At 61.9% G+C, this 24597-nt stretch carries 18 protein-coding genes; 7 read left to right on the top strand and 11 right to left on the bottom strand.

What is annotated here, in order from left to right:
* The first annotated feature begins 114 nt into the window (after positions 1 to 114).
* From AB1E34_RS24045 to AB1E34_RS24030, 4 genes are all read left to right on the top strand, one after another.
* On the top strand, positions 115 to 1101 hold the full coding sequence (locus tag AB1E34_RS24045) for a 2-hydroxyacid dehydrogenase (RefSeq protein ID WP_372574838.1): 987 nt from the start codon (positions 115 to 117) through the stop codon (positions 1099 to 1101).
* Positions 1102 to 1132: 31 nt separating this feature from the next.
* Positions 1133 to 2536 carry an FAD-binding oxidoreductase gene (locus tag AB1E34_RS24040; RefSeq protein WP_372574837.1) on the top strand — a complete coding sequence of 468 codons (1404 nt, stop codon included), beginning with the start codon at positions 1133 to 1135 and terminating at the stop codon, positions 2534 to 2536.
* A gap of 11 nt (positions 2537 to 2547) precedes the next feature.
* Entirely contained in the window at positions 2548 to 3060 is a 513-nt protein-coding gene (locus tag AB1E34_RS24035; protein WP_372574836.1) for a hypothetical protein, read from the top strand.
* Positions 3061 to 3200: 140 nt separating this feature from the next.
* Positions 3201 to 5708, top strand: a complete 2508-nt coding sequence (locus AB1E34_RS24030; RefSeq protein WP_372574835.1) for a GcvT family protein — start codon at positions 3201 to 3203, stop codon at positions 5706 to 5708.
* A 42-nt stretch (positions 5709 to 5750) separates the two neighbouring features.
* Here AB1E34_RS24030 and AB1E34_RS24025 read toward each other — a convergent pair whose 3' ends face one another.
* The 10 genes from AB1E34_RS24025 to AB1E34_RS23980 form a co-directional block, all read right to left on the bottom strand.
* Positions 5751 to 7013: a DEAD/DEAH box helicase gene (locus tag AB1E34_RS24025; protein WP_372574853.1), complete on the bottom strand. Its 1263-nt coding sequence runs from the start codon at positions 7011 to 7013 to the stop codon at positions 5751 to 5753.
* A gap of 234 nt (positions 7014 to 7247) precedes the next feature.
* Positions 7248 to 7895: a DUF938 domain-containing protein gene (locus AB1E34_RS24020; protein ID WP_372574834.1), complete on the bottom strand. Its 648-nt coding sequence runs from the start codon at positions 7893 to 7895 to the stop codon at positions 7248 to 7250.
* Positions 7892 to 8965 carry an NAD(P)/FAD-dependent oxidoreductase gene (locus AB1E34_RS24015; protein WP_372574833.1) on the bottom strand — a complete coding sequence of 358 codons (1074 nt, stop codon included), beginning with the start codon at positions 8963 to 8965 and terminating at the stop codon, positions 7892 to 7894. Before AB1E34_RS24015 ends, AB1E34_RS24020 begins: the two co-directional genes overlap by 4 nt.
* Positions 8966 to 9136: 171 nt before the next feature.
* Positions 9137 to 10114, bottom strand: a complete 978-nt coding sequence (locus AB1E34_RS24010; protein WP_372574832.1) for an HpcH/HpaI aldolase/citrate lyase family protein — start codon at positions 10112 to 10114, stop codon at positions 9137 to 9139.
* 19 nt (positions 10115 to 10133) lie between these two features.
* A complete protein-coding gene (glyA, locus tag AB1E34_RS24005) occupies positions 10134 to 11429 on the bottom strand; it encodes a serine hydroxymethyltransferase (protein WP_372574831.1) in 1296 nt (431 codons plus the stop codon).
* Between the two features lie 20 nt (positions 11430 to 11449).
* Positions 11450 to 14038, bottom strand: coding sequence for a phosphoenolpyruvate carboxylase (locus AB1E34_RS24000; protein ID WP_372574830.1), 2589 nt, complete (start codon positions 14036 to 14038; stop codon positions 11450 to 11452).
* 41 nt (positions 14039 to 14079) lie between these two features.
* A complete protein-coding gene (locus tag AB1E34_RS23995; protein ID WP_372574829.1) occupies positions 14080 to 15051 on the bottom strand; it encodes a 2-hydroxyacid dehydrogenase in 972 nt (323 codons plus the stop codon).
* Entirely contained in the window at positions 15051 to 15941 is an 891-nt protein-coding gene (sucD, locus tag AB1E34_RS23990; RefSeq protein WP_372574828.1) for a succinate--CoA ligase subunit alpha, read from the bottom strand. The genes AB1E34_RS23995 and sucD overlap by 1 nt, the downstream gene beginning before the upstream one ends.
* Positions 15941 to 17137: a malate--CoA ligase subunit beta gene (locus AB1E34_RS23985; RefSeq protein ID WP_372574827.1), complete on the bottom strand. Its 1197-nt coding sequence runs from the start codon at positions 17135 to 17137 to the stop codon at positions 15941 to 15943. The genes sucD and AB1E34_RS23985 overlap by 1 nt, the downstream gene beginning before the upstream one ends.
* Before the next feature lie 15 nt (positions 17138 to 17152).
* Positions 17153 to 18394 (bottom strand): pyridoxal-phosphate-dependent aminotransferase family protein, encoded by a 1242-nt coding sequence (locus tag AB1E34_RS23980; protein WP_372574826.1) that lies wholly within the window; start codon positions 18392 to 18394, stop codon positions 17153 to 17155.
* 218 nt (positions 18395 to 18612) lie between these two features.
* Here AB1E34_RS23980 and AB1E34_RS23975 point away from each other — a divergent pair, with 218 nt between their 5' ends.
* The gene (locus tag AB1E34_RS23975; RefSeq protein WP_372574825.1) at positions 18613 to 19257 is read left to right on the top strand and encodes a response regulator transcription factor; all 645 of its coding nucleotides are present in this window, start codon (positions 18613 to 18615) and stop codon (positions 19255 to 19257) included.
* 51 nt (positions 19258 to 19308) lie between these two features.
* The gene (locus AB1E34_RS23970; protein ID WP_372574824.1) at positions 19309 to 20283 is read left to right on the top strand and encodes a LysR family transcriptional regulator; all 975 of its coding nucleotides are present in this window, start codon (positions 19309 to 19311) and stop codon (positions 20281 to 20283) included.
* Between the two features lie 11 nt (positions 20284 to 20294).
* Here AB1E34_RS23970 and AB1E34_RS23965 read toward each other — a convergent pair whose 3' ends face one another.
* Positions 20295 to 21806, bottom strand: a complete 1512-nt coding sequence (locus tag AB1E34_RS23965) for a trimethylamine methyltransferase family protein (protein WP_372574823.1) — start codon at positions 21804 to 21806, stop codon at positions 20295 to 20297.
* 185 nt (positions 21807 to 21991) lie between these two features.
* Between AB1E34_RS23965 and AB1E34_RS23960 the strand changes: the two genes are divergently transcribed.
* Positions 21992 to 24430 (top strand): GcvT family protein, encoded by a 2439-nt coding sequence (locus AB1E34_RS23960; RefSeq protein WP_372574822.1) that lies wholly within the window; start codon positions 21992 to 21994, stop codon positions 24428 to 24430.
* Positions 24431 to 24597: the final 167 nt, after the last annotated feature.

Raw genomic sequence — 24597 nt, 5'->3', positions numbered from 1 at the left:
AACCGCTCACTCGAAAAAGGCTGCGTCATCGCGCATGGGGTTCTTGTGCCCCGCCTGTTCCTGCGCCACGATGGCATGGCGCGGACCTGATTGAAAAGTGCCAGGAGGTGTTCGGTGGCAAGAGATCGTCTGAGTGTTGTCGTTACGCGACGGTTGCCCGATGTTGTCGAGACCAGATTATGCGAGCTTTTCGATGTGCGCCTGCGCGAGGATGACACGCCGATGGATCGCGCAGAACTGGTCGCGGCGGTCGAAAGCGCCGATGTCCTGATCCCCACCGTGACAGACAAGATTGATGCGGGCCTGCTGGGACAGGCAGGCGAAAATCTGCGTCTGATCGCCAATTACGGCGCAGGTGTGGACCACATTGATGTTCAAACCGCTCGGCAGCGAGGCATTCACGTCTCGAACACGCCCGGTGTTCTGACCGATGACACGGCCGATATCGCTATGGCGCTGATGCTGGCGGTGACGCGCCGCATTCCCGAAGGCTGGAACAGGATGCAACAGGGCGAGTGGACTGGCTGGGCACCCACGGCAATGCTGGGAGGGCGGATCAGCGGCAAGCGACTGGGCATCCTTGGTATGGGGCGCATCGGACAGGCGGTGGCAAAGCGCGCGACAGCCTTTGGCATGCAGGTTCATTACCACAACCGGCGCAGGCTGCATGCCGATATCGAACAGGCCTATGAGGCCAGCTATTGGGAAAGCCTCGATCAGATGGTGGCGCGTATGGATGTCCTTTCGGTCAATTGCCCCGCCACACCCTCAACCTTTCACCTGTTGAACGCCCGCCGCCTCAAGCTGATGAAACCCGGCGCGGTGGTTGTGAACACGTCGCGCGGCGAGGTGATCGACGAAAACGCCCTGACCCGGATGCTGCGCGCCGGCGAGATCGCCGGTGCGGGGCTGGATGTTTATGAACATGGCGCAGAGGTGAACCCGCGTCTGCGCAAACTGCCCAATGTGGTGCTGCTGCCTCATATGGGGTCGGCAACCTTGGAAGGGCGGATCGAGATGGGCGAGAAGGTGATCATCAACATCAAGACTTATGAAGATGGCCACCGCCCGCCTGATCTGGTCGTCCCCTCGATGATCTGACGCAACCCATGACCCCAAGGACACCTGCCACATGACCGAGGCCACCCTGTTGCCGCGAAACGAAGACGGGATCGAAACGGTGATCGGCGTGCTCAGGCAACGCTTTGGCGAACGCCTGCAAACCGGCGCCTCGATGCGCGAACAGCATGGCCACACCACCACCTGGATCGAGAATCAGTCGCCCGACGCGGTGGTCTTTCCACATAGCACCGAAGAGGTGGCCGATGTGGTGCGTGTCTGCGCGGCACATAAAGTCCCGGTCATCGCCTTTGGCACCGGCACCTCTCTGGAGGGGCATGTGAACGCACCCGGCGGGGGTATCTCCGTCGATCTGAGCCAGATGGACAAGGTGCTGGCGGTCCATGCTCAGGACCTCGATTGCGTTGTACAACCCGGCGTCACCCGCGCTGATCTGAACACATATCTGCGCGATCAGGGGCTGTTCTTTCCAATTGATCCCGGTGCCAATGCCTCGCTCGGCGGTATGGCGGCGACGCGGGCCTCGGGCACCAACGCGGTGCGCTATGGCACGATGAAGGACAACGTGCTCGCGCTAGAGGCGGTGATGGCTGACGGGCGGGTGATCCGCACGGCGCAGCGCGCCAGAAAGACATCGGCCGGATATGATCTGACGCGGCTGCTGATCGGGTCAGAGGGAACGCTGGGCCTGATTACAGAGATCACCCTGCGCCTTCAGGGCATCCCCGAAGCGATCAGTTCGGCACGCTGTTCCTTTCCCAGCGTCGATTCCGCCTGCCGCGCAGTCATCATGACGATCCAGTATGGTGTGCCGGTTGCACGGATCGAACTGCTGGATGAGCAGAGCGTGCGGGCCGCCAACGCCTATTCACAACTGACCTTGCCGGAAACGCCCCTATTGCTGCTGGAATTTCACGGCTCCGAGGCTGGCGTCTTGGAACAGGCCGAGACCTTTCGCGAGATCGCCGAGGAGTTCGCAGGCACGGGCTTTGCCGCCACCACCTCGACCGAGGAACGCAACAAGCTCTGGCAGGCGCGTCACGACATGTATTGGGCCATGCTGCAACTGCGCCCCGGCGCGCGCGGCATCTCGACAGATATCTGCGTCCCTATCTCGCGGCTGGCCGAAAGCGTCACCGCCGCACAGGACAAGGCGGCGGAACTGGGACTGATGGCCCCGATTGTCGGCCATGTGGGCGACGGGAACTTTCACACGCTAATCCTTGTCAATATGGACAGCGAGGTTGAAGTCGCCAACGCCCGGCAATTCGTGAGCTGGCTGAACGATCTGGCGATCTCGATGGATGGAACCTGCACGGGCGAGCATGGGATCGGACAGGGAAAACGGCCCTATCTGGTCAAGGAACTTGGCGAAGCTACCGATGTCATGGCTAAGATCAAGCAGGCGCTTGATCCTGACGACATCCTGAATCCGGGAAAAATCCTCCCCGGCTGACATTTTCTCATTTGCGTCGCGACTGCGCCCTCAAATCGTCCAAAAACACAGGTTTTTTGAGTGCCGGATGTTTTCGAACAAGGTGCATCAAGATGAGCGCAATGTCTTTGGCAGGATTTCTGGCAGCGGGTGTCATCGCCGCTGCGGGCGTTGATTATCACAGCCAATCAAAAGAGGTCGATGGCGTTCTGACCGCGCGCCAATACGCCGGCACGATCCAGGCCAGGGTTCTGGGCACACAAGCGGACGCCAAACAAGTACAGCCCGTCAACGCGGCGCAACCGGACCCGGAGGCAGGTGTTGATGCCGCCCTGCCCGCCAAAAGCAAGGAATTGAGCCAAGACACGACGGCCTCTGAGGCGGAAACCGTCACCGACCACTCAAAAGAAGCGCAAGTGCCATTCGCCGACCAAGACGAAGCCACCAGCGCCCCGACTATTCGAGTGACAAAGGGCGGGGCCAGCGCGAGCAGCGGCTGTTCGACCAAGGGCGCCTTCAAAAAATGCGCCCTTAGCGGCAGTTGAACAGGTGCCATAACTTCGCGAAAACGACCCGAGGCAGCCTGCGGGTCGTTTTTTTCATATCACTGGTCGGATGAATGTCGCGTGCCGCGCCGGAAATGCGCCATATGGGGACAAACGCATTCAACGAGAGGCGCCCGGTTATGAAAACCCAAGTCAAAGCATTGGTCGTTGGTGGCGGCGCCATCGGAACCTCAATTGCCTATCATCTGGCCAAGGCGGGCTGGGATGATGTGATGCTGATCGAACGTGATGAGCTGACGTCCGGTTCGACATGGCACGCCGCCGGTCTGCTGCCGCTGTTCAACATGTCCTATGCGACGACGCATATCCACAAATACTCGGTCGATTTCTACAAGACACTTGAGGAAGAAACCGGCCTGAACGCGGGATTCGCGGTGGTCGGCAATCTGCGCATGGCCCAGACGCAAGAGCGTATGGACGAATACATGCTCTACGCCTCAACCGCCGAGACCTGCGGTGTGCCCTATCAGTGGCTCACGCCAGACGAGATCAAGTACCGCTGGCCGCTGATCAAGACCGAGGATCTGAAAGGGGCGCTCTATCACCATACCGACGGCTACATTAACCCCGCTGACGTAACCCAGGCGATGGCCAAAGGCGCTCGGCAGCGCGGCGTTGAAATCGTGCGCAAGCTGCAAGCGGATGAGTTTCACTGGACCGGCACCCATTGGGACGTCACCTGCACCAAAATGGTGGAAAAGGGCGGCAACCTTGTGGAAAGCGACGAAAAGGTCGTGATCAGCGCCGAACATGTCGTGACCGCCAGTGGCAACCACGCTCAACGCACCGCGAAAAAGCTGGGCATCAAAATCCCTGCGATCCCGGTCGAGCACCAGTTCATCGTCACTGATGTTGACCCATCGCTCAAGGCGTGGCGCGAAGAAGGCAACCCCGAACACCCGGTGATCCGCGATGCCGACGCCCAAAGCTACGTGCGCGAAGAGCGTGGCGGTTGGATTCTGGGCGTCTATGAAAAGAACGCCCCGGCCTGCTTTGAATATGGCGTGCCGGACAGCTTCCGTGCGGACCTGTTCCCGCTGGATCTCGAACGGATCGAAGACCAGTACATGGCGATGATCCACCGCATGCCCTCCTGCGAGGAAAGCGGTCTGAAGGATGATTTCAACGGCCCGATCTGTTACACGCCCGACGGCAACCCTCTGGTTGGTCCGGCTCCGGGTCTGCGCAATATGTGGCTGGCTGAAGGGTTCTCGTTCGGCATCACCGCTGCAGGTGGCACCGGGTACTATCTGGCGCAGATGATGGTCGATGGTGAGGCCGAGATCGACATGGCCTCGCTGGACCCCAAGCGGTATTCCAGCAACTGGATGACCACCGAGTTCGCAGCCCGCAAGAACGAAGAATGCTACGACCACGTCTACATCCTGCACCACCCGGACGAAGAACGTCCAGCCTGCCGCCCGCTGCGCACCGCGCCGGCCTATGACCGCCAAAAGGCGCGCGGCGCTCAGTTTGGGTGGGTCAACGGCTGGGAACGGCCCAACTATTATGGCCCGTTGAATGCACCGGAGAGTTTCGACCACGACGCGCGGTCTTTCCGCCGCGGTCATTGGTGGCAATATGCCGTCGAAGAGGCCAAGGCGATCCGCGAGGGCGTGGGCCTGATCGACGCAACGGCCTTCACCAAGCACGTCATCAAAGGCACCGGCGCGACGCAGTTTCTGGACTGGTTCACTTGCAACAAACTGCCCAAGATCGGCCGCATCAACCTGACCTATGCGCTGACGGCGCATGGCACAACGCGCACCGAATACACCATCGTGCGCAATGGCGAGAACACCTATTACCTCGTCTCCGCCGGTGCCTGGACCGAGTACGATGCCGACTTCCTGCGCAAGGCGGCCGAGGACAAGATGGAGGAGTTCGGCTATATCGAGATTCAGGACGTGACGACGCAATGGGGTGTTTTCGCCATCGCGGGACCCAAATCGCGTGATGTTCTGAAAGAGGTCATCAAGGACGCCGATCCGGACACCGCCCTGTCCAACAAGCGCTTCCCGTGGCTGTCGGCCCGTCAGATCGAACTGGGCATGTGTCCGGTCAACGCGATCCGCGTGGCCTATACCGGTGAGTTGGGCTGGGAATTGCATCACCCGATGGAGATGCAGAACTATCTGTTCGACCTGCTTGAGAAGGCGGGGGAAAAGCACGGTATGAGACTCGTCGGCGCGCGCGCGCAGAACTGGCTACGTCAGGAGAAATCCTATCGCGCCTTCGGCACCGAACTCGGCCGCGACGCGACCCCGCTGGAGGCCGATCTGCCGCGCTTTGTGGATCTGTCCAAGGACTTCCACGGCAAGGCCAAGCTGGAAGAGACCGGCGTGCGGGTGAAATGCTGCACCCTGCTGATCGACGGGCCGGACGATGCCGACCCCTGGGGTCGCGAGGTGCTCTATACACCGGAAGGCACGCGCGTTGGTCGTCTGACCTCAGGCGGGTATTCGGTGAGTTTCGGGAAATCCATCGGCATGGGATACGTGACCCCAGACCTCGCGGATGAAGGCACCAAGCTGAAGGTCAAGATGCAAGACAAGCTGTGGGATGCGACGGTGACATGCGACAGCCCCTATGATCCCAAGAACGAGGTTATCCGCAAGGACGGCTAACAACAAAAAAGGCGGGGTGATGATCCCGCCTTTTTCTTGACCTCAGGCCGCGCGCCGGCGCGGGCGGCGGCGTTTGTTGGCTTGCCCGTTGCCGCCCTTGGGCGCACCACCCTGTGGCTTTCCCCGACCACGGCGATTGCCGCCGCCACTGTTGGGTTTGGCCGGGGCCACGGCCTCGGGCATTTCGCCGCTGGCGACCGGGATCTCGATCTTCATGACCTTCTGGATCTGCAGCAGCAGATCAACCTCATCAGCGGCACAAAGCGTGATCGCCTCCCCCTCGCGGCCGGCCCGCGCGGTCCGTCCGATACGGTGGACGTAATTGTCGGGCACGTTCGGCAGATCGTAGTTGACTACATAGGCCACGCCGGGAATGTCGATGCCGCGCGCGGCAACATCGGTGGCGACCAGAGTGGTCACCGTGCCATCACGGAACGCCTTGATCGCACGGTCGCGCTGACCCTGACTTTTGTTGCCGTGGATCGAGGCGGCGTTATAGCCATCCGCGACCAGCTGCCGCGTCATCTTCTCAACACCGTGCTTGGTGCGGCCGAACACGAGTGTCAGGGCATCCAGGTCCCGCGACAGAATTTCGCGCAACTTGGCACCTTTTTGCGGCTTCTCGACGAAATGCACCGACTGGGTGATCTTGTCAGCGGCCTTGCCCGGGGGCGAGACCTGCACCCGGCGCGGGTTGTCCAGATAGGCGCGGCTCAGTTCTTCCATCTGTTTCGGCATCGTCGCCGAAAACAGCATGGTCTGGCGCGGCGTTCCCAGCGCGGGCGCGATTTTGCGCAGCGCATGGATGAAGCCCATGTCCAACATCTGATCGGCCTCATCCAGCACCAGGTGCCGGACCGTGCTCAGGTCAACGGCGCGGCGCTCCATCAGGTCGATCAGGCGGCCCGGCGTCGCCACCAGAATATCGGTGCCACGCGCCAACGTGCTGATCTGACGGTTCAGGGACTGGCCACCAACCACGATGGTCACGCGCAGCTTTGTATCGCTGGTCAGGTTGCGCAGGCTATCGGCAATCTGGTTCACCAACTCGCGGGTGGGCGCCAGGATCAGCGCCTTGGCCGTCTTGGGCGCGGGTTTGCCCGGTGCCTCCAGCAGGCGATGGATCAGCGGCAGGCCAAAGGCCAGCGTCTTGCCGGTGCCGGTTTGGGCCAGACCCAGGACGTCATGCCCCTCCAGCGCAAGCGGGATCGCTTGATCCTGGATGGGAGTGGGTTGTGAAAAACCGGACTTTTTCAAAGCACCGGTCAGCGCCGGCGCGAGGCCAAGCGTGTCAAATTCGAACAAAATGTATCTTTCCCGCCACATCTGAGGTGGCGCACGCGGGTCAAGCAGAACCTCGGCCAGTCAGGCGCATCCCGACTGGTCCGATCCTGCCTAAAGAACCCTGCGTGATGGGGATCAGGTGGAATATCGTGCTTTTGGCCCGGTCCGCCGGGCGCGGCCTGCTCACGCGGCAACACAACAGCGGCCCGTATGCTGCATCGCGGCGACCTTGTCAACCCTACCTGTGTAAGCCCGTCAGGCGGGTTGCTCGGCCAACAGCGCCAGATTGTTTGCGGGCATGTCTATCGGATCGGCAGGAACCAGCCCCGCAGCAATCATGAGCGCCAGAACATCGCGGTCATTCTTGTACCCGATCGCCGGGTCCGAACGGGTCAGCGAGTCATGGAACCGCTGATCGCCCGCGCTTGTCAGAACTCCGTCACGCATGAAGGGACCATAGATCAGCATACGACCGTGCGGAGCGAGGGCCTGCGCCGCCTCGCCGATCAGGCAGGCGACCTCATCCGCGCTGATAAGATGCAACAGGTTGATCAACACGATCAGATCCTGCCCGACATGAGCTTTGCCCCAGCCGGGCCGCGTGGCATCCAGATGCAGGGCGGGCGCAACATTGGCAAGTGCGCTGCAATAGGCCTCGATACTGGCGCGGCGATCATCCTCCACTTCGCTGGGTTGCCAGTGCAGGCCAGGCATCCGGGTCGCAAAGGCGGCCATATGCTGGCCGGTGCCGCTGGCCAGCTCCAGCGCGCGACCCGTTGAGGGCGCAACCCCCACCAGCAGATCACAGATCGCATCGCTGTTGCGCTCTGCTGCGGGCGCAACCATCCGCGCGCCCTCGCCCGAGGTGGCAACGCTGGCCGTCGGAGGCAATCGGCGCGTCATCGGCGCAACCTTCCGGGGCTGAGCGCGGCCACCATCTCCGGGTCCAGCTCAGGCTGTGCGCCGGTCACGATGTCGGCCAGCAAGCGCGCCGCAGCAGGCGCGGTCTGAAACCCGTAGCCCCCCTGCCCCGCGCACCAGATGAAATCCGCCACATCCGGGTCCGGCCCAAGCACCAGCACCCGGTCAGCGACGAAACTGCGCAGGCCCGCCCAGTTGTTTTCGACGCGGGTGACCTGTTCGGTGACCATCTCTTGGTATCGTGCAATCCCTTCGGCCAGAACCATGTCATCGGCATAGGCATCCTGCGGCGCGACCGGCTCGGCGTCGGCGGGTGAGATCAGCAGTTTCCCCGCATCCGGCTTGGCATACCACGTCTCGCCTGCGCCCATCAGCATCGGCCAACCCTGCACATCCTGCCCACCCGGTGCCGGAATACGCGCCATGGATCGGCGATGCGGGACCAGCCCGATGGGGTCGACACCTGCCAATGCCGCGATCTTGTCCGCCCAGGCCCCTGCCGCGTTGACGACCAGGCGCGCCTCATAGACCTCGCCAGCCGTGACCCGCCACGGACCTTGCCCCGCGATCCCACTCACTTGCGCGCCGGTGACAACCTGACCGCCATTGGCGCGGATACGCTTGGCAAAATCCTGCAGCATGCGGTCTGTATCAATATCCTCAGCCGTGTCGTGATAGGCCGCAAAGGCCAGAACCGAAGGGTTCAGGATCGGCACGCGTTCCATCCCCTGCGCAACCGGAATGGGGCGCACTGCGAGGTCCGCGACATCCGCGTCGAATTGAGCTTTCTGATCCGCCCGCGCCACCAGCATCAGACCGCGCGGCGTCAGATAGCCGCCGTTTTCGAACCGGTGATAGGCCTCGCTTACGCGGCTTAGCGCCTTGATCGGGGTGGCCCCGTAATTCGGCTCAAACATCGCGGCTGACCGGCCCGAGGCGTGGTACCCCAATGCGCTTTCGGCCTCCAGCAGCAGCACGCTGCCCTGTTCGGACAGAACTGCGCCCGCGCTCAACCCCGCGACACCGCCGCCGATGATCACAAAGTCGAACACCCCGAAACGCTCCCTCCTTGGTCCGCCATGCCTACGAGCGATGGTCTGAGGCGACCCTGACATCGTAGTGGTGAAATGAAAAGACAGCGCAGTGGCATGACCCAGAAGTCCAAACAAACTCGGCCCGCAAGGCATGCGCCTGCGGGCCGGTAAATGCGATCAGCGAGCCGATCAGGCGGCGGCAATCTGGCGGGCTTTTTCCACCATAACCTCGGCCTGCCGGATCGAGGCGTAATCGATCAGGCGCCCATCCAGCGACACCGCGCCCTTGCCCGCGGTTTCGGCATCCGCCATCGCAACCAGGATACGCTGCGCCTTGGTGACCTCAGCCTCGCTCGGTGACATGACCTCGTTGGCCAATGCGATCTGGCTGGGGTGAATGGCCCATTTGCCTTCGCAGCCCAGCACCGCCGCCCGTTTGGCAGCGGCGCGATACCCGTCGGGATCCTGGAAGTCGCCGAAGGGACCATCAATGGGGCGTAACCCGTTGGCACGGGCCGCGACCACCATGCGCGCCAGCGCATAGTGCCACATATCGCCCCAATGGGTGTCACGCCCGCCATCGGCGGCGGCATCGGTCAGGACCGAATAATCCGGGTTTACCCCGCCGATGATCGTGGTCCGCGCCCGGGTCGAAGCGGCATAGTCCGCCACCCCGAAATGCAGGCTTTCGTTGCGCTTGGAGGCCTGCGCGATCTCATGCACATTCTGCATCCCCAACGCGGTTTCGATGATATGTTCGAACCCGATCCGCTTTTTCAGACCCTTGGCGTCTTCGATCTGGGTCACCAGCATATCAACCGCGTAAACATCCGCAGCGGTGCCCACTTTGGGGATCATGATCAGGTCCAGCCGCTCGCCTGCCTGTTCAACCACATTGACCACGTCGCGATACATGTAATGAGTGTCCAACCCGTTAATGCGCACCGACATAGTTTTGTCGCCCCAGTCGATCTCGTTAAGCGCCTGAATGATGTTCCTGCGCGCCTGTTCTTTCTCGTCTGGCGCCACTGCGTCTTCGAGGTCCAGGAAGATGACATCAACATCCGACTGCGCGGCCTTTTCAAACATGGCCGGCTGGCTTCCGGGCACAGCCAACTCGCTGCGATTGAGACGTGGGGGGGCTTGTTCGATGGGATGAAAGCTCATGGTTTGGTGGTCCTTCGTCTTACAGGTTCGGATAGATTGGGAATTTTGCGCAGAGGTCGGCGACCTGGGCTTTGACCTTGGCCTCGACCTCGCCGTTGCCGTCCTCGCCATTGGCAGCGAGGCCGTCGACCACCTCGATGATCCAGTCGGCGATCTGGCGGAACTCGGCCTCGCCAAAGCCGCGGGTGGTGCCGGCGGGGCTGCCGAGGCGAATGCCGGAGGTGATCGTCGGCTTTTCCGGGTCAAACGGCACGCCATTCTTGTTGCATGTGATATGCGCCCGGCCCAGAGCCTTCTCGGTGGCGTTGCCCTTGACCCCTTTGGGGCGCAGATAGACCAGCACCACATGGGTGTCGGTGCCGTGGGTGACGGTGTCCAGACCACCCTTGATCAGTTGATCGCTAAGCGCCTGCGCGTTGGTCACGACCTGTTTGATATAGCCCTTGAACTCGGGCCGCAGCGCCTCGCCAAAGGCGACCGCCTTGGCGGCGATCACATGCATCAGCGGGCCGCCCTGAATGCCGGGAAAGATCGCTGAATTCACTTTCTTAGCGATATCTTCATCATTGGTCAGGATCATGCCCCCACGCGGACCGCGCAGGGTCTTGTGGGTGGTGGTGGTCGCCACATGCGCATGCGGGAAGGGGCTGGGATGTTCGCCTGCGGCCACCAGACCGGCGAAATGCGCCATGTCCACGTGCAGATAGGCGCCGACCATGTCGGCGATCTCGCGCATGCGGGCAAAGTCGATCTGGCGCGGGATGGCCGAACCACCTGCGATGATCAGCTTGGGCTGGTGTTCTTTCGCCAGCGCCTCGACCTGATCATAGTCCAGCATGTTGTCCTGCTGGCGCACGCCGTATTGCACGGCGTTGAACCACTTGCCCGACTGGTTCGGGCGCGCGCCGTGGGTCAGGTGGCCACCGGCATCCAGGCTCATGCCCAGGATGGTGTCGCCGGGCTTGATCAGCGCCTGGAACACGCCCTGGTTGGCCTGGCTGCCGGAATTGGGCTGCACATTGGCAAAGCCACAGCCAAAGAGCTGCTTGGCGCGGTCGATGGCGAGGTTCTCGGCGATATCGACAAACTGGCAGCCGCCATAATAGCGCCGCCCCGGATAGCCTTCGGCATATTTGTTGGTCATCACCGAGCCCTGCGCCTCCATCACGGCGGCGCTGACAATGTTCTCGGACGCGATCAGCTCGATCTCATCGCGCTGGCGCCCCAGCTCGGACGTGATCGAGCCAAACAGCTCAGGATCGCGGTCGGCAAGGGATTGGGTGAAAAAACCGTCACTACGATGGGGGGCGTTCATGTCAATAATCCTCACGAGGTTCAACCAGTCCAGCCCAACCCGGCAGAGATGGCATTCATGGATTGAAGGAGCGGCACGGCAGCAGCACCGGTTCGGGTCTTGTCACGAGATTGGCGCAACAGATCCACCTGAAGCGTGTGAATGCGGCCCAATTCGGCCCGTTTGCGTTCAAAGCGCTCGCACAGTCGGGGGAACCGATCTCCGATCGCCCGCCCGCCGGTCAGAAACTTCACCGCGTCGCAGGCACTGGCGTATTCGGCTGTAATCGCCCCGAAGATGCGCTGGCGGGTCTCGGGGTCGCGGACCAGTTCGGCATATTGCGAGGCCACTGCCATGTCGGTTTGATACAGTGATTTTTCCATCTCATCGACGGCAAGTCGGAACAGCCGGGACTGCCGGAAGAGATCTTGAAGCACCTCATCGCCCCGCGCGCCCCGAAAACGGCGGAAACTGCTCATCGCCGCGCCGAATCCGTACCACCCGGCGATAAGATGGCGGTTTTGAGACCAGGCGAACACCCATGGAATGGCGCGCAGATCGTCCAGACTGGCCGCGCCAAATCGACGGGCCGGGCGGGAGCCGATTTTCAGGCGGGCCAGTTCCTCGACCGGGCTTGCGTCTTGGAAGTAGGTCAGAAACCCGGGCATTTCGAGCAGGGACACATAGGTTGTTTGGGACAGTTCGGATAGCGCGTCCAGCGCGTCATCAAACTCTGGACGGGCCCGGGTTTCGTTCTGGTCGGCTGTGTGGCGCAGGGTGCTGGACAGCAGCAGTTCCAGATGCGCCGCCGCCGTGCCCCGATTGGCATATTTGGCCGAGACGACCTCGCCCTGTTCGGTCAGGCGCAACTGACCCGAGATCGTTCCACCGGGCTGCGCGGCGATGGCGCGGCCGGTGGGGGCACCGCCCCGGCTGACCGAGCCGCCGCGGCCGTGAAAAAATGCAGCGCTAAAACCTTGCGATGCCAATGCTGAGACAATTCGGCGCTGCGCACGGTCCAGCTCCCAGGTCGAGCAGAAATACCCGCCATCCTTGCCGCTATCGGAATAGCCCAGCATGATCTCGATCAGGTTGCCCCCGGTCTTAAGGCTGCGCCGGGCAAGGGGGACCTTCAGGACCTCCTGCAAAATCGCAGGCGCATTGCGCAGGTCGGCGATGGTCTCAAACAGCGGCACCACCGAGATATCCAGCGTCTCTGCACCAAAGCCCGCATAGCGCGCGAGCAGGTAAACCCCCAGAATGTCATCCGCCGACCGGGTCATTGACAGGATGAAAGGGCCCATTGCCTTGGGATCAGGCCCGTTGCACACGGAATGCATCAGCGCGAGCAGCGCCAGTAGTTCCTTTGCCTGATCACTCAACTGGTCCTTGGCAGGGCATTTCAGGTTCTGATCTGCCAGCTCTGTGCGCAGACGTCTGGACCATTCAGGCGAGCCGAAATCGGGGACCGGCCCGGACAACGCCCAGAGTTCTGCCAACACACTTGTCGTCACAGTCGAGTTCTGTCGAATGTCCAGCGTCGCTGTACGGAACCCGAACACGGATGCGGCCCGGCGCAGTGGGCGGACATGCTGTCGCGCCAGCAGTTCGGCATTGATCGCACAGAGCGCCGAGTCAAGCGCGTCAAGATCCCTCACGAATTGCGAGATGTGACCGTAATGATCCTCGGCCAATCGATGAGCAATGGCGCTGAGTGCCCGGCGGAAGGGTTCATTGGGGTTGCGCTCGCTCATTGGCGCTCGGGCGATGATCGTCTTCAACCGCGTGGCATGGGGCTCGGGCAGCGGCAGGATCAAGGCATTGATGCTCAACCTGCTGGCGGCCTGTTCGATCGCCTGGAGGTAAAGATCAATAGCCGTCTCGCGCCCGCGCTTCAGAGCGAGCGAGGTCATCTCGGTGGTGACGTTGGGGTTGCCATCCCGGTCGCCACCGATCCAGCTATGGAAACGAATGTTGGGAGTCACATTCAGGGTCTGGCGCAGAACGTGCAGACAGGCCTGATCGAACCGGTCCATCACCTGAGGCACGGCGCCAAAGATCGCATCGCGGAAGAGCTGCAAGCCCCATTCGATCTCATCATGCAGGCTGGGGCGGGACAGGCGCAATTCCCCTGTCAGCCACAAAAGGTCAATCTCACTTTCCAGAGCGCCCAACAGCTCGGACCGCTCGGTCGGAGTCCAGCGTTGGGTTTCCAGGCTGACCAGATTGCGGTAAATGCGCCGGTGGATCTCCAGTACGGTGACGCGCTTTGCTTCTGTTGGATGCGCCGTCAATGTGGGTCCGGCCAAAAGCTCACGGGTCAGTTCCCGGGTTTGCTTTGGACTCAGGGACAGGTCCGACAACGCCTCGGCAAATCCGCCTTCCACCGCATCGACCCCATCCTTGGTCTCGGTTAGTCGACGGGTCCGCACCGCTGCGTTTTCATCGATGATGCGCAACAGCTGAAACCAGATCGACAAGGCCTGCAGATACGGTGTCGCAGCAGGACCTGAGGGAATCGAGGCGAGCGGGCAAGCCTCGGCCCAGGCAACCACATGTGGCGCGCGCTTCAGCAAGATGTTACGCCAAAGCACACGCAACTCGGATCGCAGCCCCTCCGCGTAATCCATAGGCCCCTGTTCGGGGTCAATATCTCTGGCCAGCGCTTGCATCATATGACTCTGTCGATTGGATCGCGTCCGTTGAAGAAGTCGTTGAGGTTGTTAAGGACTCTTTCTCCCATTGCTTCCCGGGCTTCTTTTGTTGCGCTTCCGAGGTGGGGGAGCATGACGAGGTTGTCGCACTGCATGAGGTCAGGGCTGATCCTGGGTTCGCCGTCGAAGACGTCCAGCGCGGCACCGCCGATCAGGTCGTAGCTCAGCGCCTGGATCAGGGCGAACTCGTCGATCACCTCGCCGCGGGCGGTGTTGATCAGGTAGGCGCCGGGCTTCATCAGTTCGAGCCTGCGACCATTAATCAGGTGCCGGTTCGCCGCGCCGCCGGGGCAGTGCAGCGAGACAAAGTCGCAGCGCGGCAGCAGCGCGTCGAGATCATCCACCTGCTCGGCACCGAAGCGGGCCAGCACCGCCGGGTCCAGCCGGCTGCGGTTCTGCACCAGAATCTTCATGCCAAAGCCATGATGGGCGCGCCGCGCCATCTCGTGACCGATCCGGCCAAAGCCAACGATGCCCAGTGTCTTGCCGCTGACCTTTGTACCGACCAGATGGGTCGGGCGCCAACCGGTCCAGTTGCCGGAACGGACCTCGCGTTCGCCCTCCCCGGCGCGTCGTGCGACCATCAGCAGGAGCGTCATCGCAAGATCGGCGGTGCATTCCGACAGCACGTCGGGCGTGTTGGTGACCGTGACGCCCAGGCTGCGCGCGGCGGGTTCGCAGATATGGCTATAGCCGACGCCGTAATTGGCGATGATCTTTGTCTTTGCAGCAGGCACGTCCAGCGCCTCGGCGCTGAGTTGGTCGGTCACGGTCGGCAGCACCGCATCATAGGTTTTCAGTGCTTCGCGGATCTCGGCAGGGGTCATCGGTGTGTCGCCCCGGTTCAGGACCGCGTCATAGCGGTCCATTAGCTGTGCTTCGACGGCGGCGGGCCAGCGGCGGGTGACAAGAACGGAAGGTTTGACCATCACGCGGCCCTTTCCATGACATGAGCTATCGTCTCGCCGATCGCGGCGGGGTGTTCGGCCACGGTGACCCCGGCGGCCGAGAGGATTTCGACCTTTTCCGAGGCGCTTTCGCCAAAGGCCGAGATGATCGCGCCCGCATGGCCCATGGTGCGGCCCTTGGGGGCGGTCAGACCGGCCACATAGGCCACCACCGGCTTGCTCACGTGATCGCGGATGAAGGCGGCTGCCTCGGCCTCCTGCGGGCCACCGATTTCGCCGATCATGGCAATCACGCTGGTCTCGTCATCCTGTTCGAACCGTTCCAGGATATCGCGGAAGGACGAGCCGTTGATGGGATCGCCGCCGATGCCGACACTGGTCGAGACTCCGATGCCACGCTCTTTCAGTTGGGCTGCGGCCTCGTAGCCCAGCGTGCCCGAGCGCCCGATGATTCCAACAGGCCCCTGCAGGTAGATATGGCCGGGCATGATCCCCAAAAGCGCCTTGCCGGGGCTGATCGTACCAGCACAATTCGGGCCGGTCAGCACCATGCGGCGGTCGCGCGGGTAGCGATACATGTAGCGTTTCACACGGATCATGTCCTGCGCCGGGATGCCATCGGTGATGCAGACGCAGTAGCGGATGCCGCTATCTGCCGCCTCCATTATCGAATCCGCTGCAAAGGGAGGCGGGACAAAGACCAGGCTGGCCTCGGCACCGGTGGCCGCGACCGCCTGTTTGACGGTGTCAAAGACCAGCAGGCCTTCGACGGTCTCGCCGCCCTTGCCGGGAACTACGCCACCCACGACATTGGTGCCGTAATTCAGCATGTCCTTGGTGTGGAACCGGGCCATCCGCCCGGTGATGCCCTGTACGATGACCTTGGTGTCACGGTCGAGAAGAATGCTCATCAGACGGCCCTCATCTTGGTGTTCTGGGTCAGATCGTTCTGCCAGGCGCGCACAGCGCGCTCGGCGGCCTCCATCAGCGAGGTGGCGCGGATAATGGGCAGGCCGGATTTGGCCAGGATCTTCTGGCCCTCCTCGACATTGGTGCCCGCAAGTCGCACCACCACCGGGATGTCGATCTGCAGCTCGCGCAGCGCCTGCACCACGCCTTCGGCGACCCAGTCGCAGCGGTTGATACCGGCGAAGATATTGACCAGAATCGCCTGCACATTGTCATCCGACAGCACCAGCCGGAACGCCTTGGCGACCCGCTCGGGCGAGGCGCCGCCGCCGATATCGAGGAAGTTCGCCGGCTCGCCGCCCGCCAGCTTGATCGTGTCCATCGTGGCCATGGCCAGACCGGCGCCATTCACGATACAGCCGATATGGCCGTCAAGACCGACATAAGACAGGCCGCGATCAGCGGCGCGGGCCTCGCGCGGGTCTTCCTGGGACTTGTCGCGCAGCTCGCTGACCTGCGGGTGGCGGAACAGCGCGTTGTCGTCAAAGCTCATCTTTGCATCCAGCGCCAGCACCCTTTTATCGCCGGTGATCACCAGCGGGTTGATCTCGACCATGGTGGCATCAAGCTTGCTGAAGGCGGCGTAACAGCCCTGCAGCGTGCGCACCATCTGCTGGACCAGCCCCGGCTCCAGCCCCAGCTGGAAGGCGATCTCGCGGGCCTGGAATTCCTGCAGGCCCACGGCGGGTTCCACCGTCGAGCGCACGATGCTCTCGGGTTTTTGCGCCGAGATATCCTCGATCTCCATGCCGCCTTCGGAGGAGGCCACGATCATCACCCGCTGGCTGGTGCGGTCCAGCACGAAGCCCAGATAGATCTCGCGATCGATTGGCACCGCGGATTCCACATAGACCCGGTAGATGCCCTTGCCCTCGGGGCCGGTCTGATGGGTGACCAGCTTGCGCCCGAAGAGCGCATCGCAAGCCTCATAGATCTCGCCCTCGGAATTGCAGAGCTTGACGCCGCCCGCCTTGCCCCGGCCCCCAGCATGGACCTGCGCCTTGACGATCCACTTGTCGCCACCCAGTTCGCGGGCGCGATAGGCGGCCTGTTCGGGGCTGTAAGCCAGCGCGCCGGTTGGCACGGCGACGCCAAAGTTCGACAGGATTTCCTTGGCCTGATATTCATGAATGTCCATCTGTATCCCTCCCGTTCACGCCGCGATCGACGTGCCGTAGCGGCTTTCGAGCAGCGCTTCGATTGCGTCGCGATCCACCGCGCCGCCCAACCCGGCCAGCGCCTCGGCAAACAGGCGCACGATCTCACTGATGGCCTGGCGGTTCAGTTGATTGAGAATGCCGATCCGCACCTGAACCGGCGCGCTGAGCGTCGGCCAGATGCCAAAGCCTGCGGCCCGGCAGGCCTGCACCAGCTCCATCTCGCGGCCCGCCAGATCAGGCGGCAAGGTCAGCACCACGAGGCTGGGCATGTCCGAGGTGACGGTGCAGCCCATCGCGGTGACCGCATCGCGCAGAACCGTCTCATGGGTGCGATAGGCGGCGGCCCGCTTGGCCATCCCTTCCTGCAAGGTCAGGCGTAACGCTTCGTGAAAGGCGGCCACGGCATAGCCCGAATGTGTCCTGTGATAGCTGCCCTTTTCCACATCCTGACCCTCGATGATGCCCCAATGGCGGGCCTCGAAGATCGGATTGTGCACATAGCTATAGGTGCCGCCGGCCTGTAGCGCCGCTATATAGTCATCACTGAAGCTGACCGGCGCATATGTCAGTGGCAGGCAGCACAGGCCTTTTTGGGGACAGGAGGCCCAGCCCGCGACGCCCGGATAATCATCGATCGAGAAATCATCGACACCCAGCGAGGACACCGCATCCACCAGCCCCATCACCCCGTGACGCGCGCAGGCATCCGAGAAACCGCGCAGATCATTGACCCGGCCCGAACCAGTCTCCCAATGGGCCATGAAGGCCCATTTCGGTTTGTGTTCGGCAAGCGCCGCCTCGACCATAGCACCGGTCACCGGCTGGCCATGCGCCACCTCGATCACCGTCACACTGGCGGCCTGCGGGTCCAGCGGATCCGCTGCATGCTCGGCCGGGGTGGCCGCCTTGATCCGCAGCGTCAGCGCGTCGATGCCGGAAAACGTGCCATTGGCAAATGCCACCACCCGGTCCCCCGGCATCACCGCCGAGAACATCGCGTCCAAACCGCTCCAGCCGGTGCCCGCCACTGCAAAGGTATAGGTGTTGTCGGTGCCCCAGACCGCGCGCAGCATATGCTTGCACTCGATCATCCCGCGCAGCACATCGGGCTGCATGTGATCAGCCACACCGGCGCCGCTGAAGGCCCGCAGCACGCGCGGATCGGTATTGCCGGGTCCAGGCCCGGCCGCAAGCGTCTCGGGGATGTCGAGGCTGGGAAAAATCTGGACTGTCATCGGATGCCTCTCGGTTTTGGCAGGGGCATCAGCCCCGGTTCACGTTCCGAGCCCCAGCAAAGCCCAGGCTTGCCCCGTGACGCAACGTCAGTTACTACTGCTTTCGGGCATCTAAATGGATAGGTAAAATCCTACCCAAAAAGGTAAGTATCCCAAAGTATACCAGCAAATGCCCCATCCTTATGGGTAGGTTATGCCAATAAACAAAGAGATTCCAAATGCTTGGCGCACCCAACACCCCCATCGACATCATGCTCGCCGACAACAACACGCTCGTCCTGTCAGCCATGTCCGAAATCTTCGAAAAGGACCCGCGTTTCTCTCTCGTGGCGACATCTTCCACTGCCGAGGGCTTTTTGGGGACCGTCATGCGGGTGCCGGTTCAGCTTGGTGTGGTTGACTGGAATCTGCCGGTGCTGGGGGCAGCAAAACTGATCGAAGTGCTGCGCGAGCATGAAGCAGCGCCCCGTCTGGTCGTCTATGGTGAGGCGACCGGTGACACGCCAAGGCTGGCCATGCAGGCCGGGGCGGCAGGATTTGCACCCCGCTCGGGACCCGTCGAGGGGCTGCTGGATACCTGCGCCGATGTTGCTGCCGGAAAAATGGTCTTTCCCTTTGTCGATGTGCGCCAGATGCAGCAGGACCCGATCTACAGCCTGTCGCGCAAGGAGCGCGCGATACTGGATTTTCTGTCCAAGGGCATGTCCAATCGTGACCTGTCGAAAGCGCTGCAAATCTCGACCAATACGGTGAAATTCCACCTGTCCAACATCTATGAAAAATTGTCGGTCAAGAACCGCGCTCAGGCGATCGCCTATTACTACTCGTCACAAATCCCAGGCAGAAAAGACACTGATCGTTGACGATACCGGATGAACCCGCCCCCCTCTCGCTCAACTGACCGGAACACTCTGATGCGTCCAAATTCGACTCGAAAGGATCTGAGCCTCAAAGGGCTGGAACTGTTTCAGATTTGCGCCCGGAAAGGATCGCTGCAGGACGCGGCGGATGAGAGCGGATTGGCCGTCAGCACCATTTCGCATCACCTGCGCAGCCTTGAAGAGCATCTTGGCGTCGAGCTCTTCAACCACAATCGCAAGCCGATGGTGCTGACCCCTAAGGGCAAGGTGTTTCTGCGCAATATCGATGACGCGCTCCGGACCATTCGCCGGGCAAAGGCCGAGGCCTCGGCGGGTGGGGTGACCGAGGCAAGCTCTCTGCGGATCGGCACCATCGAAGATCTGGACAGTGACATTGTGCCCGAACTTGCTGTGTACCTGTCGCGGTCGATGCCACGTTGCGATTTCCACTATCACACCGACACCAGCCACACCCTGATCGAGATGCTCCGCAACCGGCAGCTTGACCTCGGGATCACTGCCAGCCCGTCCGAGCGCTATGCCGATTTGCTGGAGCGCCCGCTGCTGCGGGATCCGTTTGTTGTGGTGCTGCCGCGCAGGGCAGACGGGTCGCTAAGAGATATCGTCGAAGGGCGCACCAAACTGCCGTTCTTGAGGTTTTCCAGCAACCTGATCATCGCGCGCCAGATCGAGGCGCATCTGCGCCGGATCGGTATCAACGCGTCGCATTCCTTTGAATGCAGCAACAACCAGACCCTGATGGCCATGGTCGCAGCAGAGGCCGGCTGGACCATAACGACGCCGCTGTTGTTCGCACGCGCCAAACGGTTTCAATCCCGGCTGAGCATGCATGCCTTCCCCGGCAAAAGCTTCGCGCGGGAACTGGCCCTGGTCACGACACCGGATTGTTCCCGCTCGGTCGTCGACCTGATTGACGCAAAAGCCCGGTCACTGATCGAGGAAGACGCAATCCGCCCGCTTATCGGGATCGCGCCCTGGCTCAAGGATGATTTCGTGCTGCGAAGCTGACGACCATGGCATCACAAAATCCTGAACCGCGCCCGAATGGCTGCGTCCTGCTCATCGCTCAGATAGGCCGGAGTGTGGGTTTGCAGAATGTCTTTTGCCCGTGCCTTTGCTCGGGACCAGGCGTCGTGCGCGCCGCCCTCAGCCCAACTGCGCGGCGCGGCGCGGTCGGCGAGTGTGGGATAGAAATAATCCTGCTCCATCGCTTGAAAGGTGTGCTGACTGCCAAGGAAATGCCCGTCCCCCAGCACCGCATCGCAGATGGCCTCAAAGCCCAGATTTTCCTCGGTCACTTCGATCCCGCGCAGGGCGCGATAGGTGTGGGAATGCATCTCGTCATCCAGAACAAAGGCCTCGAAACTCGCGCCCAGCAGCGAGGCCGTCATGCCCGAGCTCTCATAGATCAGGTTCCCCCCTGCCAGCGCCGCCGCAAGCGAGGTGAGGCCTTTTTCCATCCCGTATTGTGCATCGATCGCCTTGGCATCGGTCATCGAACAGGCCACGCCCGAGGGCAGCCCCAGCCAGTTGGAAATCTGGGCGGATGCCGCGTTCAACACGGCGGTCTCTCCGCTGCCGCCGGAAAACGCGCCGGTCCGCAAGTCGACGACCAGGGGCCAGTTCGAGAACACCATCGGAAAGCCCGGTTGGATGGCATGCACCATCACCAGGCTGGCCAGCGTTTCGGCCAGGGATTGTGCCAGAAACCCCGCGAGCGTTGCAGGGGCCGTGGCGCCAGCCTGGGCGGCGGTGATGCAGGAGATGGGAATGTTGTACCGGATACACTCATAGACCACATCGACCGCATCCTCGCCAAAGCGCATCGGGGAAATCACGGGGCTGATATGGGCCTTCATGAAAGGCCGCCTGGAAAACGCGCCGAACCCACCTGCGGCAATGTCCAGCATCTCGACAATCGGCGCCACGTGGTCGGCCAGCGTAAAGGCGGTGGCCGTGGGCTTGGTGGTTCCCCTGATCAGCGCATAGGCGGTGTTGACGTCCAGATCGAAGGGGTCAGGCACATCGGTGGCCACACAACAGCGGGTGAACCAGCTGACATTGGCCAGGGTGTCCTGCAACCGCGTGAAATCATGCAGATCCCTGAGCGTGGAGGGGCGGTAGAGGCCGCTTTCCATGTCCAGCGTCTGCACGGCAGCCCCACCAGTGCCGAAAAACACGCGGTTTCCGCCAACTTCGATCGACCGGCTTTCATCGCGCCCATGCAGCACAAAGGTCTTTGCGGCATTGTCTATGGCCTTGCCGACCAGATCGGGGGGAAAGACCACCCGATCATTGCCACCCTCCCTTGCGCCCGCTGCCAGCAGATCATCACGCAGGCGATGCGGGACCTCTCCCATCCCCAGCCGGTCAAGCAGGCTCAAAGCGGTGTCGAAGATGCGCTGAAGCTCATCGGTCGTCAGCGGCTGATAGGCACCACCGATCTGCCCCGGTGGACAGGGATCAAACTGCGGCTTGGCTGCGCGCTGCGCCAGCCTCGCATTCCGTCCGCTTCTTTTGCCGCGTTCCACTAATCTCCGGCATCCTCTGACTGCGCTGGTCCTCAAAAACCGCAGTTCCGGGGCTATAGCAATGCACCGGAACTTAATTTCGAAATATACAGAATATATTTCCCGATTTATCGAATTTATGAACATCTTGTTGCCCAGTGCCGCGTTTCTCTTTCGGAGTCGGCTCAAACCTCGGAGGCGGACTTATGAAATCCCGGACAAGAGTTGTGGTTATCGGTGGTGGCATCGCGGGCTGTTCGACGCTCTATCATCTGACGCAAGAGGGCTGGAGCGATGTTGTGCTGGTCGAGCGCAACGAGTTGACCAGCGGCACGACCTGGCATTCTGCCGCTCAGGTCACGAATTTCGGCATGACCCAGACGATGGTTGGTCTGAAGACCCATTCGATCAATCTTTACAAGGAATTGGCAGACGATCCGGACTATCCGATCAACTACCACCATGGCGATGGCGGCCTGCGCCTGGCCAATACAGACGCGCAGATGCAGGGCTATCGGCATTTCGCCTCAATGGCGCGCGGCATGGGCGTGGAGTTTGAGGTGATCGATGCCGCAGAATGTGCGCGACGGCATCCGCTGATCTCGACGGACAACCTGCTCGGCGGTCTTTGGGACCCGCTCGATGGCGATATCGACCCGGCGCAGCTGTGTCAGGCGCTGGCGAGACGGGCCCGCAAGGCCGGAGCCGAGGTCTATCGCAACACGCCGGTGACGGCGCTGACGCAGCACAGGGATGACACCTGGACCGTACATACCGATCAGGGTGACATCGATTGCGATATTGTCGTCAACGCCTGCGGCTACCGGGTCAACGAGGTCGGCGCGATGATGGGGGTACATCATCCCGTGGCCTCGATGGAACATCAGTACTTCCTGACCGAAGAGATCCCCGCCATCAAACAGGCCGGTCACCGCATGCCGCTGATCCGCTGCCCGATCTCGGATTACTACTGCCGTCAGGAAAAGAACGGGCTGCTGGTCGGATTCTACGAACAGGATTGCAAGACCTGGGGCATGGACGGGATCGACCCGAATTTCGTCAATGCGCTCTGCCCGGATGATCTGGACCGCATCACCGACGTACTGGAGGGCGCGTTTGAGCGCATGCCCGCCCTGACAGAGGTGGGCATCCACACCGTTGTGAACGGCCCAATCACCTACACAATAGATGGCGCGCCTCTGGTTGGCCCGATCCCGGGCAAGCGCAACGCCTTCTGCATCATCGGGTTGCGTGCGGGACTGGGCGAAGGCGGAGGGCACGGTTGGCTGCTGGCCCAGCAGATTGTGCATGGTGAAGCGTGCTATGACACCTGGGTTCTGGACCCGCGCCGTTTCACGGGCCACGCCAATGTGGAACTGACCGCGCTCAAAGCCATCGAGGATTATCAGAACGAGTTCCGCTTTCATTTCCCCCACGAACACCGCCCCGCAGGCAGACCTGCCAAGACCACACCCCTGACCCCGGTGTTGGCGGCGGAAGGGGCGGAATTCACCGTTGTTAACGGCTGGGAGCGGGTCGACTACATCAAGCCAAGCGCCGAGTTTCACCCCACGCTCAGCTTCAATTTTGACGAGGCCTTCGACCTTGTCGCGGCAGAGGTGAAGAACGTTCAAGACAATGTCGGCCTTTGCGAGGTCAACGGTTTCACTCGGGTCGAGATCACCGGTGCGGATCGTCATCGCTTCCTCGACCGGATGATTTGCGGGGCGGCGACCAAACGCGCGGGCCGGGTCGGGCTGGGCTATCTGCTGAACCATCACGGCACGATCAAAAGCGAGGCCACCATCGCCAACCTGCCCGCCAGCGACCGTGGCCCCGAACGGGTCTGGTTCGGCTCAGCGGCGGCGGCGGAGTATCACGATATGGACTGGCTCAGCGCCCATATCGCGGAGGACGACGATGTTCATCTGCGCAGCCTGACCAACGATCACACCATTCTGGTGCTTGCCGGTCCCAACGCGCGCGCGGTCTTATCCTCCTGTGCGCGCGGTGACTGGTCGGCGGCGGCCTTCCCCTGGCTCAGCGCGCGCGAATGTTTTGTCGGGATTGCCCCGGCTGTTGTGATGGGCATCAGCTTTTCGGGGGAACTTGCCTATGAAATCCATGTCCCGAACGCCTCGCTTTATGCCGCATACCTAGCGCTGCGGCACGCTGGCGAAGCTTATGGGCTGAAACTCTTCGGCGCGCGTGCGGTGGAGTCGATGCGAATGGAAAAAGGGTTCCTGCACTGGAAGGCCGACCTGCTGACCGAGTTCGACCCGTTTGAAACGGCGCTGGATCGGTTCGTCCGACCGGACAAGGAAATCGACTTTGTCGGCCAAACCGCCTTGTTGCAGCGCCGGATCGATGGACCGCGCAAACGGCTCGTCACCCTGCGCATTGATGCCAACCATGCCCCCGCCCATGCCGGAGCGTCCCTTATGCAGGGTGACCGGGTTGTCGGCACGGTGACCTCCGGCGACTGGGGTCATCGGGTCGGGATGAACCTGGCTTATGCCTTTATCGATCCCGCATTTGCCGCCGAGAGCGTGCAGATGGAGCTGGACCTCTGTGGCGATATGATCAAGGCAGAGGTCATCGCGCCCTCGCCCTATGATCCCGATTTCATCCGGATGCGCAGTTAAGCACGACTTAGCGCCTCCGAGCCTCACCGCATGATGAAGGGGTCTGGGATCGGGTCGTCGCTGGTTCGCAGCCAGACGGATTTGACCTTGGTGTAATCCAGCGCGGCTTGTATTCCGCCTTCTCTGCCGTGGCCGGAGAGGCCATGCCCGCCAAACGGCGCGATGGG

The sequence above is a fragment of the Ruegeria jejuensis genome, assembly GCF_041537905.1.
In the GTDB taxonomy this organism is placed as follows: Bacteria; Pseudomonadota; Alphaproteobacteria; order Rhodobacterales; family Rhodobacteraceae; genus Ruegeria_C.
Note: the sequence above shows the minus strand (reverse complement) of the source record. Positions and strands in the feature narration are given on the sequence as shown.

What these genes read in the sequence shown, in the direction of transcription:
- glyA (WP_372574831.1), bottom strand. Translation starts at nt 11,429, where the DNA reads ATGAACGCCCCCCATCGTAGTGACGGTTTTTTCACCCAATCCCTTGCC.
- AB1E34_RS23960 (WP_372574822.1), top strand. Translation starts at nt 21,992, where the DNA reads ATGAAATCCCGGACAAGAGTTGTGGTTATCGGTGGTGGCATCGCGGGC.
- AB1E34_RS24010 (WP_372574832.1), bottom strand. Translation starts at nt 10,114, where the DNA reads ATGAGCTTTCATCCCATCGAACAAGCCCCCCCACGTCTCAATCGCAGC.
- AB1E34_RS23980 (WP_372574826.1), bottom strand. Translation starts at nt 18,394, where the DNA reads ATGACAGTCCAGATTTTTCCCAGCCTCGACATCCCCGAGACGCTTGCG.
- AB1E34_RS24040 (WP_372574837.1), top strand. Translation starts at nt 1,133, where the DNA reads ATGACCGAGGCCACCCTGTTGCCGCGAAACGAAGACGGGATCGAAACG.
- AB1E34_RS24000 (WP_372574830.1), bottom strand. Translation starts at nt 14,038, where the DNA reads ATGGATTACGCGGAGGGGCTGCGATCCGAGTTGCGTGTGCTTTGGCGT.
- AB1E34_RS23970 (WP_372574824.1), top strand. Translation starts at nt 19,309, where the DNA reads ATGCGTCCAAATTCGACTCGAAAGGATCTGAGCCTCAAAGGGCTGGAA.
- sucD (WP_372574828.1), bottom strand. Translation starts at nt 15,941, where the DNA reads ATGAGCATTCTTCTCGACCGTGACACCAAGGTCATCGTACAGGGCATC.
- AB1E34_RS23995 (WP_372574829.1), bottom strand. Translation starts at nt 15,051, where the DNA reads ATGGTCAAACCTTCCGTTCTTGTCACCCGCCGCTGGCCCGCCGCCGTC.
- AB1E34_RS24030 (WP_372574835.1), top strand. Translation starts at nt 3,201, where the DNA reads ATGAAAACCCAAGTCAAAGCATTGGTCGTTGGTGGCGGCGCCATCGGA.
- AB1E34_RS24020 (WP_372574834.1), bottom strand. Translation starts at nt 7,895, where the DNA reads ATGACGCGCCGATTGCCTCCGACGGCCAGCGTTGCCACCTCGGGCGAG.
- AB1E34_RS23975 (WP_372574825.1), top strand. Translation starts at nt 18,613, where the DNA reads ATGCTTGGCGCACCCAACACCCCCATCGACATCATGCTCGCCGACAAC.
- AB1E34_RS23985 (WP_372574827.1), bottom strand. Translation starts at nt 17,137, where the DNA reads ATGGACATTCATGAATATCAGGCCAAGGAAATCCTGTCGAACTTTGGC.